General features: G+C 39.7%; 15 protein-coding genes. 4 read left to right on the top strand and 11 right to left on the bottom strand.

The window, feature by feature from the left end:
* Positions 1 to 29: 29 nt before the first annotated feature.
* Entirely contained in the window at positions 30 to 1,445 is a 1,416-nt protein-coding gene (locus CFY87_RS10085) for an MFS transporter (protein ID WP_236757417.1), read from the bottom strand.
* Between the two features lie 275 nt (positions 1,446 to 1,720).
* Here CFY87_RS10085 and uxuA point away from each other — a divergent pair, with 275 nt between their 5' ends.
* The 3 genes from uxuA to nrdG all read left to right on the top strand — a co-directional run bounded on the left by uxuA (position 1,721) and on the right by nrdG (position 5,850).
* The gene (uxuA, locus tag CFY87_RS10080; protein WP_094947352.1) at positions 1,721 to 2,905 is read left to right on the top strand and encodes a mannonate dehydratase; all 1,185 of its coding nucleotides are present in this window, start codon (positions 1,721 to 1,723) and stop codon (positions 2,903 to 2,905) included.
* 295 nt (positions 2,906 to 3,200) lie between these two features.
* A complete protein-coding gene (nrdD, locus tag CFY87_RS10075; RefSeq protein WP_094947348.1) occupies positions 3,201 to 5,324 on the top strand; it encodes an anaerobic ribonucleoside-triphosphate reductase in 2,124 nt (707 codons plus the stop codon).
* 61 nt (positions 5,325 to 5,385) lie between these two features.
* Entirely contained in the window at positions 5,386 to 5,850 is a 465-nt protein-coding gene (gene nrdG, locus CFY87_RS10070) for an anaerobic ribonucleoside-triphosphate reductase-activating protein (protein ID WP_094947341.1), read from the top strand.
* 171 nt (positions 5,851 to 6,021) lie between these two features.
* Here the strand turns inward: nrdG and miaB are convergent, their stop codons facing one another.
* A complete protein-coding gene (gene miaB, locus CFY87_RS10065) occupies positions 6,022 to 7,446 on the bottom strand; it encodes a tRNA (N6-isopentenyl adenosine(37)-C2)-methylthiotransferase MiaB (protein WP_094947407.1) in 1,425 nt (474 codons plus the stop codon).
* Between the two features lie 186 nt (positions 7,447 to 7,632).
* Between miaB and CFY87_RS10060 the strand changes: the two genes are divergently transcribed.
* On the top strand, positions 7,633 to 8,805 hold the full coding sequence (locus CFY87_RS10060) for an FAD-dependent monooxygenase (protein ID WP_094947339.1): 1,173 nt from the start codon (positions 7,633 to 7,635) through the stop codon (positions 8,803 to 8,805).
* A gap of 59 nt (positions 8,806 to 8,864) precedes the next feature.
* Here the strand turns inward: CFY87_RS10060 and cpdA are convergent, their stop codons facing one another.
* From cpdA to CFY87_RS10015, 9 genes are all read right to left on the bottom strand, one after another.
* Positions 8,865 to 9,695 (bottom strand): 3',5'-cyclic-AMP phosphodiesterase, encoded by an 831-nt coding sequence (gene cpdA, locus CFY87_RS10055; RefSeq protein WP_094947336.1) that lies wholly within the window; start codon positions 9,693 to 9,695, stop codon positions 8,865 to 8,867.
* Positions 9,696 to 9,840: 145 nt separating this feature from the next.
* Positions 9,841 to 10,464 carry an ADP-ribose diphosphatase gene (gene nudF, locus CFY87_RS10050; protein ID WP_094947333.1) on the bottom strand — a complete coding sequence of 208 codons (624 nt, stop codon included), beginning with the start codon at positions 10,462 to 10,464 and terminating at the stop codon, positions 9,841 to 9,843.
* Positions 10,465 to 10,530: 66 nt separating this feature from the next.
* On the bottom strand, positions 10,531 to 10,956 hold the full coding sequence (gene psiE / locus CFY87_RS10045) for a phosphate-starvation-inducible protein PsiE (RefSeq protein WP_094947330.1): 426 nt from the start codon (positions 10,954 to 10,956) through the stop codon (positions 10,531 to 10,533).
* A 15-nt stretch (positions 10,957 to 10,971) separates the two neighbouring features.
* Complete coding sequence (locus tag CFY87_RS10040; RefSeq protein WP_094947327.1) at positions 10,972 to 11,652, bottom strand: M15 family metallopeptidase; 681 nt, start codon at positions 11,650 to 11,652, stop codon at positions 10,972 to 10,974.
* An 82-nt stretch (positions 11,653 to 11,734) separates the two neighbouring features.
* On the bottom strand, positions 11,735 to 12,865 hold the full coding sequence (dapE, locus tag CFY87_RS10035) for a succinyl-diaminopimelate desuccinylase (RefSeq protein WP_094947324.1): 1,131 nt from the start codon (positions 12,863 to 12,865) through the stop codon (positions 11,735 to 11,737).
* On the bottom strand, positions 12,862 to 13,209 hold the full coding sequence (locus tag CFY87_RS10030) for an ArsC family reductase (protein ID WP_094947321.1): 348 nt from the start codon (positions 13,207 to 13,209) through the stop codon (positions 12,862 to 12,864). The genes dapE and CFY87_RS10030 overlap by 4 nt, the downstream gene beginning before the upstream one ends.
* Before the next feature lies 1 nt (position 13,210).
* Positions 13,211 to 13,648: a hypothetical protein gene (locus CFY87_RS10025; RefSeq protein ID WP_094947319.1), complete on the bottom strand. Its 438-nt coding sequence runs from the start codon at positions 13,646 to 13,648 to the stop codon at positions 13,211 to 13,213.
* Positions 13,649 to 13,740: 92 nt separating this feature from the next.
* Positions 13,741 to 15,015 (bottom strand): threonine synthase, encoded by a 1,275-nt coding sequence (thrC, locus tag CFY87_RS10020; protein WP_094947316.1) that lies wholly within the window; start codon positions 15,013 to 15,015, stop codon positions 13,741 to 13,743.
* Entirely contained in the window at positions 15,015 to 15,509 is a 495-nt protein-coding gene (locus tag CFY87_RS10015) for a hypothetical protein (RefSeq protein WP_094947313.1), read from the bottom strand. Before CFY87_RS10015 ends, thrC begins: the two co-directional genes overlap by 1 nt.
* Positions 15,510 to 15,568: the final 59 nt, after the last annotated feature.

The following is a 15,568-nucleotide window of genomic DNA, read 5'->3' as shown; positions in this document are numbered from 1 at the left end:
GTTAGTTACTCTTTGAAAATAAAATAAATTTATTTCTTAGAAAGTTCTTCCAATGCTTCTGAATTTTTTAACACAACGTCTTTCGAAAGTGGGTAAACAAATTTCAATAAAATAGCAATAATTAAATAGAATATTGCCGGTGCCAAATTAGAAAAACTGTAAATTGAATCAAGTACTTCTTGAGACTGTACGCTGACATGGGATTGATATCCGACTAAAGATAACGCAACTCCCCCCAATCCTCCGGCTAATGCTTGACCTAATTTACGCGCAAAAGAATATGTAGCATAAATAGTGCCATCTTCCCGTTTATTTGTTTTCAAAAATTGCTGATCGATGACATCAGTAATAAATGCCCATACGATGACATTAAAATATCCAACTCCTAATAATGCAACAAAAACGAAAGCAAGATATACCCAAACATTTGTAATATGGAAAAAATATAAGGCAAAATAGATAATAGAACTCATCAATAATGCAACGGAAGCCGATTCTTTTTTACCATAGGCTTTCACCCATCTTTGAGCAAAAGGAGCAATAGCGAAAATTGCAATAGGTGCAAATACTCCCCCAATGGACAACGCAAATTTACTATTAAAATAATCGACGTAAAGATAAGGATTCATGGCATTAACCAACAGCGTTGCCAATAACAAAAAAATTGCAACGAGAATAAAGATCTGCAAAGCAAAATTGCTCACTAAATTACGAAATATTGCCTGTATATCTTCAAAACAATGTTTTTTCTCTTTTGGTGTTTCCGGTTCAAGCTGTATTCGTTCAGTGCTATAACGCCAACAAACTTGATAGAAAATGAAAGCGATAATCATAAATGCCCCCATAATATAGGTGAACATTTCCGGTATAATTTCCTGTTTACCATCAATTTCACGGTAAACCAATAAAGGAATACCAAAAGAAATTACTAACACCGCAATATTCGCTCCCACCGTCCGATATACAGAGAGCGACGAACGATCTTCCACTTTTGCACTAATTACGGTCGCCATTGAACCATAAGGAATATTAACCGCTGTGTAGGCAAAACTTCCCCAAAAAATATAAGTTACAAAAATATAAATGATTTTATAGCTATAATCCCAATCTTTAACGATATGTAAGAATAACAAAAAACCGGAAAAACAGACAAAAGGCGCGGCTCGACGAATTAACCCTCTAAACCGACCTTCAGGATAAGGTTTGATCGTATCAACGATACGCCCCATGCCAATATCGGTAAAACCGTCAACAACCCTTGCCAACAAAAACAAGATACCGACAATATACCCTTCAATTTTTAACACATTGATATAAAACAGCATCAAAAAATTGGCTGACATGATAAAGCTAAAGTCATTTGCCATATCTCCCGCCATATAAGCCAACTTATCTTTCATCCCAAAAGCACGTTGTTGACCGGAAGCTTGATTTGCTTGATTCATAACAAATCTCCTCATATCAAATAAAAAATAAACAAATTTCAAGTAAAAACGAAAATACGCGCTACAATACGATTTGTGTGTTTTCAAATCATACCTTAATAACAACATAAATTAATTTCGCTTATTTAACCCTATTATTCAGTTTCGGTATACCAATTTTTATCAAAAATGTGATACATGTCACACAAATTACACTTTTTAGTTTACCAGTTTCATTTTTTATTTATAATATAGACAGATTTATCCACTAACGAATAACTAACGAGGACATAAAAATGGAACAAACATGGCGTTGGTACGGCCCCAATGATCCCGTATCTCTATCAGATATAAGACAAGCTGGAGCAACCGGTGTCGTTACCGCACTTCATCACATTCCAAATGGTCAGATTTGGTCGATAGAAGAAATCCAAGAACGCAAAGCTTTAGTAGAACAAGCCGGTCTGACTTGGTCTGTAGTAGAAAGTGTGCCGGTACATGAAGAAATAAAAACCCAAACCGGAAACTACAAACAATGGATTGAGAATTATAAAGAAACATTAAGAAACTTAGCTAAATGCGGTATTGATACTGTCTGTTATAATTTCATGCCTGTACTGGACTGGACTAGAACTGATTTAGCATACCAAATGCCGGATGGATCAAAAGCACTGCGTTTTGATCAAATTGCGTTTGCCGCATTTGAATTGCATATTCTGAAACGTCCAAACGCTGAGCAGATTTATACTCAACAAGAGCAGGAACAAGCTAAATGTTATTTTGAAAAAATGACACCGGAAGAAATCCAACAGCTGACTAACAACATCATTGCCGGATTACCGGGAGCAGAAGAAGGTTATACTCTCACCGAGTTTCAAGCACAACTGGATCGCTATAAAGAAATCTCACCTGAAAAATTCCGCGAACATTTAGCTTATTTTTTAAGTGAAATTATCCCTGTTGCACAAGAAGTCGGTATTAATATGGCTGTACACCCTGATGATCCGCCACGCCCAATTTTAGGATTACCGCGCATTGTTTCCACTATTGAAGATATGCAATGGTTTGTTGAAACGCAACCACTACCGGCAAACGGATTTACCATGTGTACCGGCTCTTATGGCGTACGTTCTGATAACGACTTGGTGAAAATGACCGAGAAATTCTCTGATCGTATTTATTTTGCTCACTTACGCTCAACCTGCCGTGAAGATAATCCGTTAAGCTTCCACGAAGCAGCGCATTTGGCTGGTGATGTAGATATGTTTAATGTCGTGAAAGCATTATTAACCGAAGAATATAAACGCAAAGCTGCCGGCAATACACGTCTTATTCCTATGCGTCCTGACCACGGGCATCAAATGCTTGATGATCTACGCAAAAAAACGAACCCGGGCTACTCTGCTATAGGGCGTCTGAAAGGATTAGCTGAATTTCGTGGTTTAGAAATGGCATTGAAAAAAGTCTATTTTGAAAAATAAATTTAAGAAGATACCATTTTTCACTGAAAATATAGTTAAGTAATTACATCAACTTGACTTAATTATTACAAAAAACACCCGCTATCTAGAGGGTGTTTTTTGATCTAAATCAAGAAAAAATAATCTTTTCTTTGTCTATTTTTAGAGCACACATTCCTGCTTATCAAGCAAACCAACGAATCATTAATTACCTTTAAAGATTTTTTAATCAAAGAAATACTATATATAGTGATTGTATTTTCATAAATATCCATATATAGTATTTTAATTTTTAATAAGAAGTCAGAGGTGAAAGATGAGCGGATTTTGGGTCATTAAACGCGACGGTTCACGTAGTGCGTTTGAAATTCAACGGATTATCAATGCAATAAAAAAAGCGGCAAGTGCGGTAGGAATTTCCGACGATTTTTATTGCCATCAAATGGGGCAAGCGGTATGCAACACGATTTTTGCCCGTTACCAGCAAGAAATCGATATTCATCACATTCAGCACATTGTGGAAAATCAATTGATGTCCAGCCAATATCCACAAATTGCCCGCGCTTATATTGAATATCGCCATGATCGAGATTTAGCCCGCGAAAAACGCAGCTCGCTAACCAAAGAAATTGAGGGACTGATTCAGCAAAGCAATGTGGAATTGTTGAATGAAAATGCCAATAAAGATGCCAAAGTCATCCCGACACAACGGGATTTGTTGGCAGGAATTGTGGCGAAACATTATGCCAAATATCATATTTTACCACGTGATGTAGTAGAAGCTCACGAAAAAGGTGAAATTCATTATCACGATTTGGATTATGCGCCATTTTTCCCCATGTTCAATTGTATGCTGGTTGATCTCAAAGGCATGCTCACACAAGGATTTAAAATGGGTAATGCGGAAATTGAGCCGCCAAAATCCATTGGTACCGCCACCGCAGTCACCGCACAAATTATCGCCCAAGTAGCAAGTCATATTTATGGCGGAACCACCATCAATCGCATTGACGAAGTGCTTGCGCCTTATGTGCAGCTAAGTTATGAAAAACTGTTGAAAACTGCCGAACAATGGCAAATTCCGCAACCTAAAGCCTATGCAGACGCTTTAATCGAAAAAGAATGTTTTGATGCGTTCCAATCCTTGGAATATGAAGTCAATACCTTGCACACCTCAAATGGGCAAACCCCTTTTGTCACCTTTGGTTTCGGTCTAGGTACCAGTTGGCAAGAGCGGTTAATTCAGCAATCGATTTTAAAAAATCGCATTCGCGGCTTGGGCAAAAATCACAAAACACCGGTTTTCCCCAAATTGGTATTTACCATCAAACGCGGCGTTAACCAAAGCCCGCAAGATCCGAATTATGATATTAAACAATTAGCGCTGGAATGCGCTTCAAAACGCATGTATCCAGATATTTTAAATTACGATCAAGTGGTCAACGTCACCGGTTCATTCAAGGCACCAATGGGCTGTCGTAGTTTCTTGGCTGCCTATGAAGAAGGTGGCGAATTTATACATGACGGACGCAATAATTTGGGCGTTATCAGCCTCAATTTGCCGCGCATGGCGATTGAAGCAAAAGGAAATGAAGTAAAATTCTATGAAATTTTAGATCAACGCCTTGCTATTGCTAAAAAAGCCTTGATGACTCGTATCGCCCGCTTGGAACACACCAAAGCACGTGTCGCACCAATTCTTTATATGGAAGGCGCATGCGGTGTGCGTTTAAAAGCGGATGATAATATTGCCGGCATTTTTAAAAACGGACGAGCCTCTATTTCCTTAGGCTATATCGGTATTCATGAAACGATTAACGCCTTATTTGGACGTTCAATTTACGATGACGAACAATTGCGTCAAAAAGGCGTTGCTATCGTCGAATATTTAAGCCAAGCCACCAAATGCTGGAAACAAGAAACCGGCTACGGTTTCAGCCTTTATTCCACGCCAAGCGAAAATCTTTGCGATCGCTTCTGTCGACTGGACACCAAACAATTTGGCGTGATTGATGGCGTCACCGACAAAGGCTACTACACCAACAGTTTCCATTTGGACGTTGAGAAAAAAGTCAATCCATACGATAAATTAGACTTTGAAATGCCTTATCCAAATCTGGCAAGCGGCGGGTTTATTTGTTATGGGGAATATCCTAACGTGCAACATAATCTCAAAGCCTTGGAAGATGTTTGGGATTACAGTTATGAGCGCGTGCCTTATTATGGTACCAATACACCGATTGATGAATGTTACGAATGCGGATTTACCGGTGAATTTGAATGCACCAGCAAAGGTTTTACTTGCCCGAAATGTGGCAATCATAACAGCGAAACCGTCTCCGTCACCCGTCGTGTGTGTGGCTATTTAGGCAGCCCGGACGCCAGACCCTTTAATGCAGGAAAACAGGAAGAAGTAAAACGTCGGGTAAAACATTTGTAATTACCGGCTCAAGGTGCGCGCATTTTGTGCGTACCATATTTCAACGGAAAATAAATGATATATGAACTATCTTCAATACTATCCCGTCGATATTGTCAACGGTGAAGGAACCCGTTGTACATTATTTGTCAGTGGCTGTGAACATGGCTGCAAAGGTTGCTACAACCAAAAAAGTTGGTCTTTTAGCGCCGGCGTATTATTTGATCAAACCATGGAAGAGCAAATTATCCGAGACCTCAAAGATACGCGCATCAAACGCCAAGGATTAACTTTAAGTGGCGGCGATCCGCTGCATCCTAAAAACGTGCCAACCTTGCTGACATTGGTTCAGCGGGTAAAATGCGAATGCCCCGAGAAAGATATTTGGCTGTGGACAGGCTATAAACTGGAGGAACTCAATAAGGAACAACAACAAATGCTACCTTATATTGATGTCCTAATTGATGGCAAATTTGTTAAAGCGCTTGCTGACCCGAATTTAATTTGGAGAGGATCGGCAAACCAAGTGGTACACCGATTGAAATAAACTAAAGTGCGATAGAATTTTGCAAGATTTTGCCAATTAAATTTGTCGTTGTCGGAATAATCTGTTGAAGACAGCAGTCGGTTTATTATATAAAATAAACGAAAAAAGCACCGCACTTTGTTTATTCATTTCATTCAAAGTGCGGTACTTCTTTACAATTTTTATCGGCATTTATACCATATATTTACCTACGCCCAGTTCATCTTCTTTGCGAGTACGGTTGATGACAGTTTGTGGGGACTGAACAACACGCAATCCCATTTGATCCTCTGTTCTCACCACATCACCACGAAGCGAGTTGGTGAACACATCCGTGATTTCAATATCCACAAATTTACCTATCATATCCGGCGTTCCAACGAAATTCACAATACGGTTCGTTTCCGTACGTCCGGTTAATTCCATAATGTCTTTTTTCGACGGTCCTTCCACCAACACGCGCTGTTCTGTTCCCAACATGGCGCGACTAAATTGCGCTGCTTGATTGTTGATCCGTTGTTGCAACAAATATAACCGCTGTTTCTTTTCCTCTTCCGGCACATCATCCGGCATATCCGCCGCCGGCGTTCCCGGACGAGCAGAATAAATAAAGCTGAAACTCATGTCAAAATTCACTTGCGCGATTAAATTCATGGTATCTTCAAAATCTTGATCGGTCTCGCCCGGGAAGCCGACAATGAAATCCGAACTAATTTGAATATTCGGACGCACCTTGCGCAATTTGCGAATAATGGATTTATATTCCAAGGCGGTATGATTACGTTTCATCATATTTAGCACGCGATCCGATCCGCTTTGAACCGGCAAATGCAAGAAACTGACCAGTTCCGGCGTATCTGCATAAACATCAATAATATCATCCGTAAATTCAATTGGATGGCTGGTAGTAAAACGCAGGCGATCAATGCCATCGATAGATGCAACTAAGCGTAATAATTCAGCAAAAGAACAAATACCGCCATCATACGTTGCGCCACGATAGGCATTCACATTTTGCCCCAATAAATTGACTTCGCGTACACCTTGTTCGGCAAGTTGTGCGATTTCAAATAAAACGTCATCTACAGGACGGCTCACTTCTTCACCACGGGTATAAGGCACCACACAGAAAGAACAATATTTATTGCAGCCTTCCATAATTGACACAAAAGCGGTTGGTCCTTCCGCTCGCGGTTCCGGTAAACAGTCAAATTTTTCAATTTCAGGGAAGCTGATATCCACAACCGCACTTTTCCCACCACGAATTTGATTGATCATTTCCGGCAAGCGGTGCAAAGTCTGTGGACCAAAAATAATGTCCACATAAGGCGCTCGTGTACGGATATGTTCACCTTCTTGCGACGCCACACAACCACCAACACCAATCACCAAACCCGGCTTTTGTTTTTTTAATTCTTTCCAACGTCCCAATTGATGGAAGACTTTCTCTTGCGCTTTTTCTCTGATAGAACAAGTATTTAACAATAAAATATCGGCTTCTTCCGGAACTTCGGTAAGCTCTAAGCCATGCGTACTATTTAATAAATCCGCCATTTTTGCGCTGTCGTACTCATTCATTTGACAGCCCCAAGTTTTAATATGTAATTTCTGTGTCATAGCTTCAAAATTGTCATTCATAAAAATTTAATGGGCTATTTTACCCAGTTGTGTACACAGTTGCCAGTTAAAATCGGTTTTATTTTGGATAATTAGTCCATTCGGAGTACAATAATCCTCACCTTTCAGCGTTATTCAACGGGGTTTCTCACCACGGAACGCTAAAACGATAAATAGGGAGTTCACATGACCACATACAGAGATATTATTATTGTTGGCGGCGGCATGATTGGTACGGCTTGCGCTGTCGGTTTAGGCAAACTTGGTTTGCAAGTCCAATTGATTGAACGCACGCCATTGCCAACATTTGAAACACATTCTCCCTATGACATTCGTATTTCCGCCATCAGCGTCGCATCAGTGAATTTATTGCGACAACTTGGTGCGTGGCAATATATCGAAAATATGCGAATTTGCCCTTATCGAGCGTTAGAAACTTGGGAAATCGAAGGGTTTTCAACATATTTTCACAGTGACGATCTCAAATTGCCGGAATTGGGATTTATGGTGGAAAATAACGTAGTGCAATTGGGGCTGTGGCAAACACTCACCACGCAGCACAACGTCGCAACAACGCTGCAAGCCAATATTAAAAAGCAAGAAAAGTGCGGTCAAAATCAGCGTATTTTTTTAACCAATGGCGAAAGTTACGAAGCGCCACTAGTGATTGCCGCTGACGGTGCGAATTCGTACTTAAGACAACTTGCCGGTATCGGATTGACCGGTTGGCAATATCGTCAATCTTGCCTGTTGATTTTGGTAGAAACCGAATTGGCGCAACAAGACATTACTTGGCAACAATTCTCTCCTTCTGGTCCGCGCGCCTTTTTACCGTTACTTGGCAATCAAGCTTGCTTAGTGTGGTATGACAGTCCACAACGCCTTACCCATCTCAAACAATTATCCCAAGAAAAACTGGGCGAAGAAATTATGCAAGCCTTTCCTGTGTGCCTTGGGCAAATAAAAGTACAACAATCTGCGTTTTTTGAGTTGACACGTCAACACGCACAGGCGTATTTTAATCAAGGGATCTTGTTGGTTGGAGATGCAGCACACACGATCAATCCGCTCGCCGGTCAAGGCGTTAATTTAGGTTTTAAAGATATTAAAGTGTTGCTAGATGTCATTGAAAGTGCGGTCAAAAAAGACGAAGATTTTTCCACCCCCTCTGTGCTGGCTCGTTATCAGCAACGACGTAAAGCGGATAATTTGCTCATGCAATCCGGTATGGATTTCTTCTACAAAGCCTTTAAAGAAGAGATTTTGCCACTTAAAATTGCCCGCAATTTAGTGTTAATGGCTACCAATAAAGCCACGCCATTAAAAAAACGAGCCTTAAAATATGCGTTAGGATTGTAATCATGTAATAAAAAGGATAGCTCCTGCCATCCTTTTTTAAGGTAGGTATTTTAGACGTATTAATATCCCTCACTAAGCATATTCGGTAAAAAAGTGGCGTTCTGAATTCGTTTCACTTGCGAAACTATTTTTCCATCGGAGTGAAGCGAAATTTCCCGCCAACCAGGTTGCAAAATATCTAATGCAAAATTATTACTATCCGGCTTAAATTGAATACAAGTAGAAGGAGTTGCCATTACTTTGTAACCGTTCCATTCTCCCTCTACTTCTTGATGAATATGTCCATATAAAATGCCTTTAACATTATTAAACGGTGACAGTGCATAAGCTAAATCATAAGAATTACGTAAATTATGCTGATCCAGCCATGCTGAATTAGTTGATAAAATATGGTGATGTAAAACAACCAAAGAATAGCGCTCAGGGTACTCTTTTAATTTTGCTAATAACCAATCCATTTGATACTGCCCAAGCTGTCCATACGATACACCGTAGACTTGGCTATCCAACATGAGTATTTGCCAATGTTTACCAAGCAAAATATGCTTCTTAGAACAAATATTTTCCTGCTCCCGATTTAAAATATCAAACATCTTAGGTTGAAAATCATGATTCCCCGGTATCCAAAAAACCATCTTTCCCAATTGTTTTACGCTCTCACAAAAATGAAAGTATCCCTCATCACTGCTATCTTGTACCAAATCGCCCGTTGCTATCACCAAATCGTAATTAAAATTACTCTGTTTAATTTCGCTTAATACTTGGTTAAAACTAGCTTGTGTATTAATGCCTAACAGTTCACCGTTGATATCTTTAAAAAGGTGAGTATCCGTCACCTGCACCAACCGAATAACCGGCTCTTCGGTTGAATAAACATAGGTATTAAACAAAGTAAACTCCTACTCGAATATGAAACTTTTAAACTTTGTATAAGTTACGTGTTTTACAAATAAATGCACGAGAAAAAATCTAAAAATGTTATCTATGTCATATTTTTATACTTTTTTATTTCAAAAATGAACGTTATGTCACATTTTATTGCCATTGTTTTTGTAGATTTACATAATTAAGTTGTAACCATTGCAATCCCATTACCGCAATACTATTATTAATTTTACCCTCACAAACCCATTGATAAGCGGTTTCACGTTTCACCACATGTACTCGAATATCTTCATGCTCTTCCGCTAATCCGTGAATCCCTTTCGCGGTACGACTATCCACTTTCCCAGCAAACAAATGAATACGTTCAATCACTCCACCCGGGCTATCCCAAACACTTAACGCATGTTGCAAATGACTCACCTGCACTCCTGCTTCTTCTTCACTTTCACGCAACGCGACTTCATTCGGTTTTTCTCCCTGTTCTACCATACCGGCAATCAATTCCAACAACCAAGGAGATTGTGTTAATTCCGGATCATAAGCACCAATACGCACCTGCTCTACTAACACCACCGTATCTACCGCCGGATCATAAGCAATTACCGCAGATGCAGCCCCTTTATACAACACTTCTCGTGTTACTACACCGCTCATACCGCCGGCAAATAACTTATGCTTAAACTGAATTTTTCTTAATTTAAAAAAACCATCATACACTACATCATTCGCAACAATTTGAATATCTTGTTGTGAAAATTGTTGAAAACTATCCATTTTTATCTACCTTTAATTTAACTCGCCCTACTCATTCAACAAGTAAAACTACTTTTATAACTAAAATCAGCTTTTTCTTAAACGCGCCGAATTAACCAAAAACAATGCAATTACCATCACAAAAATAGCGCAGGCGAACAATAACGTACCGATTGGGTCTGAATGATCTACAATAATGAGTCGCACCATAGCGGTAATCCCAATATACAAAAAATAACGCAACGGAAAATGGTAATTAGTCTTAAAATATTTAACAATTAAAGCTAAAAATTCAAAATATAAAAAATACACTACAATTTTTTCGATCACCAAATAAGAGGCTTCTTTCGACCAATCAAAAATCACTAATGCCAACGCATAAGTTTCTTGTCCTAAGAAAATCACCAAAATGCCCGCTAAAATAATCAATGAAATATTCAACACCCATTGCAACAAACTTGCAATGCTTTTTCCAAACTGACTGTGGTTATCTTCTATCCTTGGTTTATCCATCTTTATGTCCCATTATCAAACCATAAATTCACGAAAAATTTGGACAAAATGTTCAACTAAGACTGATTTCCCCGCGATAAGTTCCCCATCCCACGCCCAATTCAAGCAATCAGAGGAAAATTGTTGCTGAGCCATTTCGGCTAGCGGCAAATAGCTAATATGCCAAGGCTCGCGCCCAATTTTTATCTCATCTGCCAATGCTGAAAACGGTAAGGCGAAATCAAAGCGTGCTAAATTTTCTTGCATCCATTGACTTAATTCAAAAAAATAACCACCTTTTTCATATTCCCAAGGCTCCAGTTGCAACGACTGATTCACCGGCAATAGGTCCGGATCAAAAATATCCACCTCCGTTCCCCAATGATGCCGACTTGCGCCCGGCAACGCCGACCAACGTAAAATCGCTTGGCATTTTTCCCAATCAGAAAGTGCGGTCAAATTTAAGGCATTTCCGTTATCATCATGCACTTTGCGCTCGCCATTAAATTTGCCATTCCAAATCATCTGTTGACGTTGGAAATCACGGAAACTACTGGCCGGCTGCAAATTAAAGTTATTTTTCACCGCACTTTTTTGCAATGCTTGGAATGCTTTCATGGCTTGTGGTTGCAGAAAATGGTTTTGTGAATGGGGATAAGGTAATTTCACCAAATGGGTTCGGGATTTACCGGTAAGTTGTGCATTTGTTAGTATCATTATTTATTGTGGGGACACCGTACGTGTATCCTCAAATTATCTTAAATATGGTTATACGGACACTCGCACGGTGCCCCTACAGTTAATCCAAAAGGTTAACCAACATTTGTTTGTAAACCTCGCCTAGCGTCACTAAATCATGTACGCTAACACATTCATTTACTTTATGAATAGTAGTATTTAACGGACCTAACTCCACTACTTCTCCGCCCATTAACGCAATAAAACGGGCGTCTGATGTGCCACCGCCCGTATCAAGTTTGGGTGTAATGCCGACAATTTTCTCAAGGCTGTCTACCACTGCTTTTACTAATTTATTCGGTTTGGTTAGAAATGGCTTACCTGATAAATTCCACTCAATATGATAGTTTAAACCATGTTTTTGTAGCATTTCCGCCACTTTATTTTTGATGATTTCGTCCGTTACTTCAGTGCAATAACGCAGATTAAATTGCACATAAAGCTCGCCGGGGATCACATTATTACTACCTGTACCCGCTTGAATATTGGCAATTTGCAGACTCGTTGGTGGGAAAAATGCATTACCCTCATCCCATTGATATTGCGTTAATTCCGTTAAAAATGGTGCGGCTTTATGCACTGGATTTTCCGCCAAATGGGGATAGGCTACATGCCCTTGAATACCTTGAATATAAAGGTTGCCCGTAATTGAACCGCGACGACCATTTTTCACAATATCGCCCAGCGTTTGGCTGCTGGACGGTTCGCCCACCATGCAATAATCAATCAGCTCACCACGTGCCATTAAGGCATCCACCACTTTAGTTGTTCCATCTTTTGCGGTAGCCTCTTCGTCTGAAGTAATTAAAAAAGCGATTATCCCCTTGTGGTTCGGGTTAGCTTTGATATATTCTTCCGCCGCCACAATCATGGAAGCGAGCGCTCCTTTCATATCTGCGGCACCACGCCCATACAGCATATCGCCTATAATTTCCGCACTAAACGGCGGATATTGCCATTGGTTTTTATCGCCCGTCGGTACAACGTCCGTATGCCCTGCAAATGCCACTAAAGGCTTGGTTGAACCGTGTTTTGCCCATAAATTAGTAGTTTCACCAAAGTTCATCCATTCAATTTCAAAGCCTAATTTTGCCAAACGTTCTGCTATCATTTGTTGACAACCTTGGTCATCAGGGGAAATGGACGGACGACGAATTAGATTTTGCGCGAGATTGATAATTTCGTTTTTCATTTATTTAATTTTTCTTCGTATTCTTTTTCATTAAACCCAATCAAGGCTACGTTAGCTTGCAAAACAATCGGGCGTTTGATTAAGGTCGGTTGCTCTGCAAGCACAGAAAGTGCGGTGGTTTTATCAAGCGTTTTTTTAATGTTTTCATCAAGATTACGCCATGTGGTGCTGCGTTTATTGACCAAAGCTTCCCAACCAAATTGCGCTTCGGCTTGGGTTAAAAATTTCGGGTCTAAACCGTCCTCGCGGTAATCGTGAAGTTTGTGTTCAATATGGTGATCTGCAAGCCATTTTAGGGCTTTTTTCACGGTGTCGCAGTTTTTGATGCCATAAACCGTCATCATTTTATTTAACTATCCTTACTTTTTTTGGTTCATTAGCAAAAGAAATAATTGCCCCTACAATAGCAAGAAGAACAAAAACAACCAATATAGGAAGTAGTGCCGTCAGAATGGCTAATTTAATCAGTAAAATTGCCGTCCCCAATGTACCAAATAAAAAATTCGTATTTTTATAAAGAGTATAAATAACGCCTAAAATAATCAGGGCACCAATCACTATTAATACAATACCGTTTAATGTATCACCTTTTTCTTCTAATGCATTTGAATACCACAGCCAGCCACCCGCACTAAATACAACCCCAATCATTTCAACGGCAATTAATGTTGTTGAAAAAATCGCAAAATCAAATCGCTCCTTATAAGCCTTATTTAATGCAAACAAACCAAAAAGAACAACAGCAATGGCTAAAATACCGCCAATAATTTGTAACACTAACATTTTGATCTCCTAACATAAAGAACGCTCGGTTTGCATCCCGACTTATTCGTTGCGAAGTGAGTATAGGGATGCGCTCTTCGCGTCTATCCGAATTATTTTAACAAATACGCCCGTAATTGTGCGAAATCGGCGTTCATTTCGTCTGAAAGCAAAGGTAATTTATTGTGTTTATCCAAGGCTTCCGGCAAGGGTAATTCAATGTTTAAAATACATTCAACACTTTCCTTAAATTTCGCCGGGTGTGCAGTGCAAAGGAATAAACCGGTTTCGCCCGCTTGAAGTTGATCTTTCAACACTCGGTAGGCGATTGCTCCATGGGGTTCGCATAAATACCCTTTCGCATATTGTACCTTTAAGGCGTCTTCCGTTTCCGCATCGCTTAACGCACCGGCTGCCAAATCACTTAACACCCAACCGTTGCGTTTAAACAACTCCTCCACACGAGGCCAGTTATTCGGGCGACTCACATCCATAGCGTTAGATAAAGTTGCCACTGTTTCTTTCGGCTCCCATTTTCCGCTTGCCAAATAACGCGGCACCGTATCGTTTGCATTCGTGGATGCAACAAAGCGTTTAATTGGCAATCCTAAGGATTTAGCAATTAAACCTGCGGTTAAATTACCAAAGTTACCGCTCGGCACAGAAACCACTAAATTATTACGCTCGGCTTTAGGCAATTGCGCCACCGCCTCAAAATAATAACAAACTTGTGCTAATAAACGACTGATATTAATTGAGTTTGCTGAATTTAAACCGATAGTTTGGCGTAATTCAGTGTCGTCGAAAGCTTGTTTAACTAAGGCTTGGCAAGCATCAAAATCCGATTTAATCGCTACAGTGCGAATATTACCGCCTAAAGTACAGAATAATTTTTCTTGTAACGGACTGATTTTGCCTTTTGGATACAAAATCACCACGTCGATATTTTCTAAACCGTAAAACGCGTGCGCTACCGCCGCACCTGTGTCGCCTGAGGTTGCAGTTAAAATCGTAATTCTTCCATCACCACGCACTGTGGCAAGGGCTTGCGCCATAAAACGTCCACCGAAATCTTTAAAGGCAAGCGTTGGACCGTGGAATAATTCTAAGGCATAAATACCGTCCTCTACTTTTGCCACCGGTGCCGGGAAAGTAAAGGCATTTTTTACCATAGCAGTTAATTTATCCGCTGGGATTTCTTCACCAATTAATGCGCCTAAGATTTTTTGGCTACGCTCTACTAATGGCAAGGCTAATAATTGGTCGATATGACTTAATTGCGGAATAGTTTGCGGAAAAAATAGCCCTTGGTTTTTCCCCAAGCCTTGGCGTACCGCTTGGGCGAAATTCACTTGTTCTTCCGGATGTTTGATATTGTATAAATTCATTATTTACCTTCATCTTTTTGTTGCACCGGCTCAGATACTGATTGTTCTGTTTGAGGTTGGTATTTATTTAACACTATCACAGTAGAATCTTCATTTATCAGTAAATACGTTGCATTCTGTGGTTCGGACAATTTACAAAAGGCAAACTCTTTCACATCCGCACAAGAAAGCGATATTCCGGAAAATTTTTTATCAATAACTTTAATTACGTCCGGATGTTTAGCGAAAAAACGTTTCATTGTTGCCTTTGAACTGTTCGTTAAACGACAGGGTTTATTCTGCGTACAAACAACTTTATTCCATTGATTATTCTGTAAAATATCCGTCGTCCAATATTTTCCCATTGAAGTGAAACGATATCCGACAAGCACATTATCATCCTTATCTGTGACAATATAAATGCCTTGATCGACACTTTCCAATTTAGCTGAGGCGGTTATTGTACAAATAACGCCTAAAATCGTGGTAAAAATGACCGCACTATACTTTTTCATAAGCTCCTCCGGTTATTCAAATTAAAATTCCGACATCAGATTCTGAATTAATTTAATAA

Source organism: Actinobacillus seminis, assembly GCF_002263215.1.
GTDB classification, from domain to species: domain Bacteria; phylum Pseudomonadota; class Gammaproteobacteria; order Enterobacterales; family Pasteurellaceae; genus Actinobacillus_B; species Actinobacillus_B seminis.
This window is presented reverse-complemented; position numbering and strand designations above follow the sequence as displayed.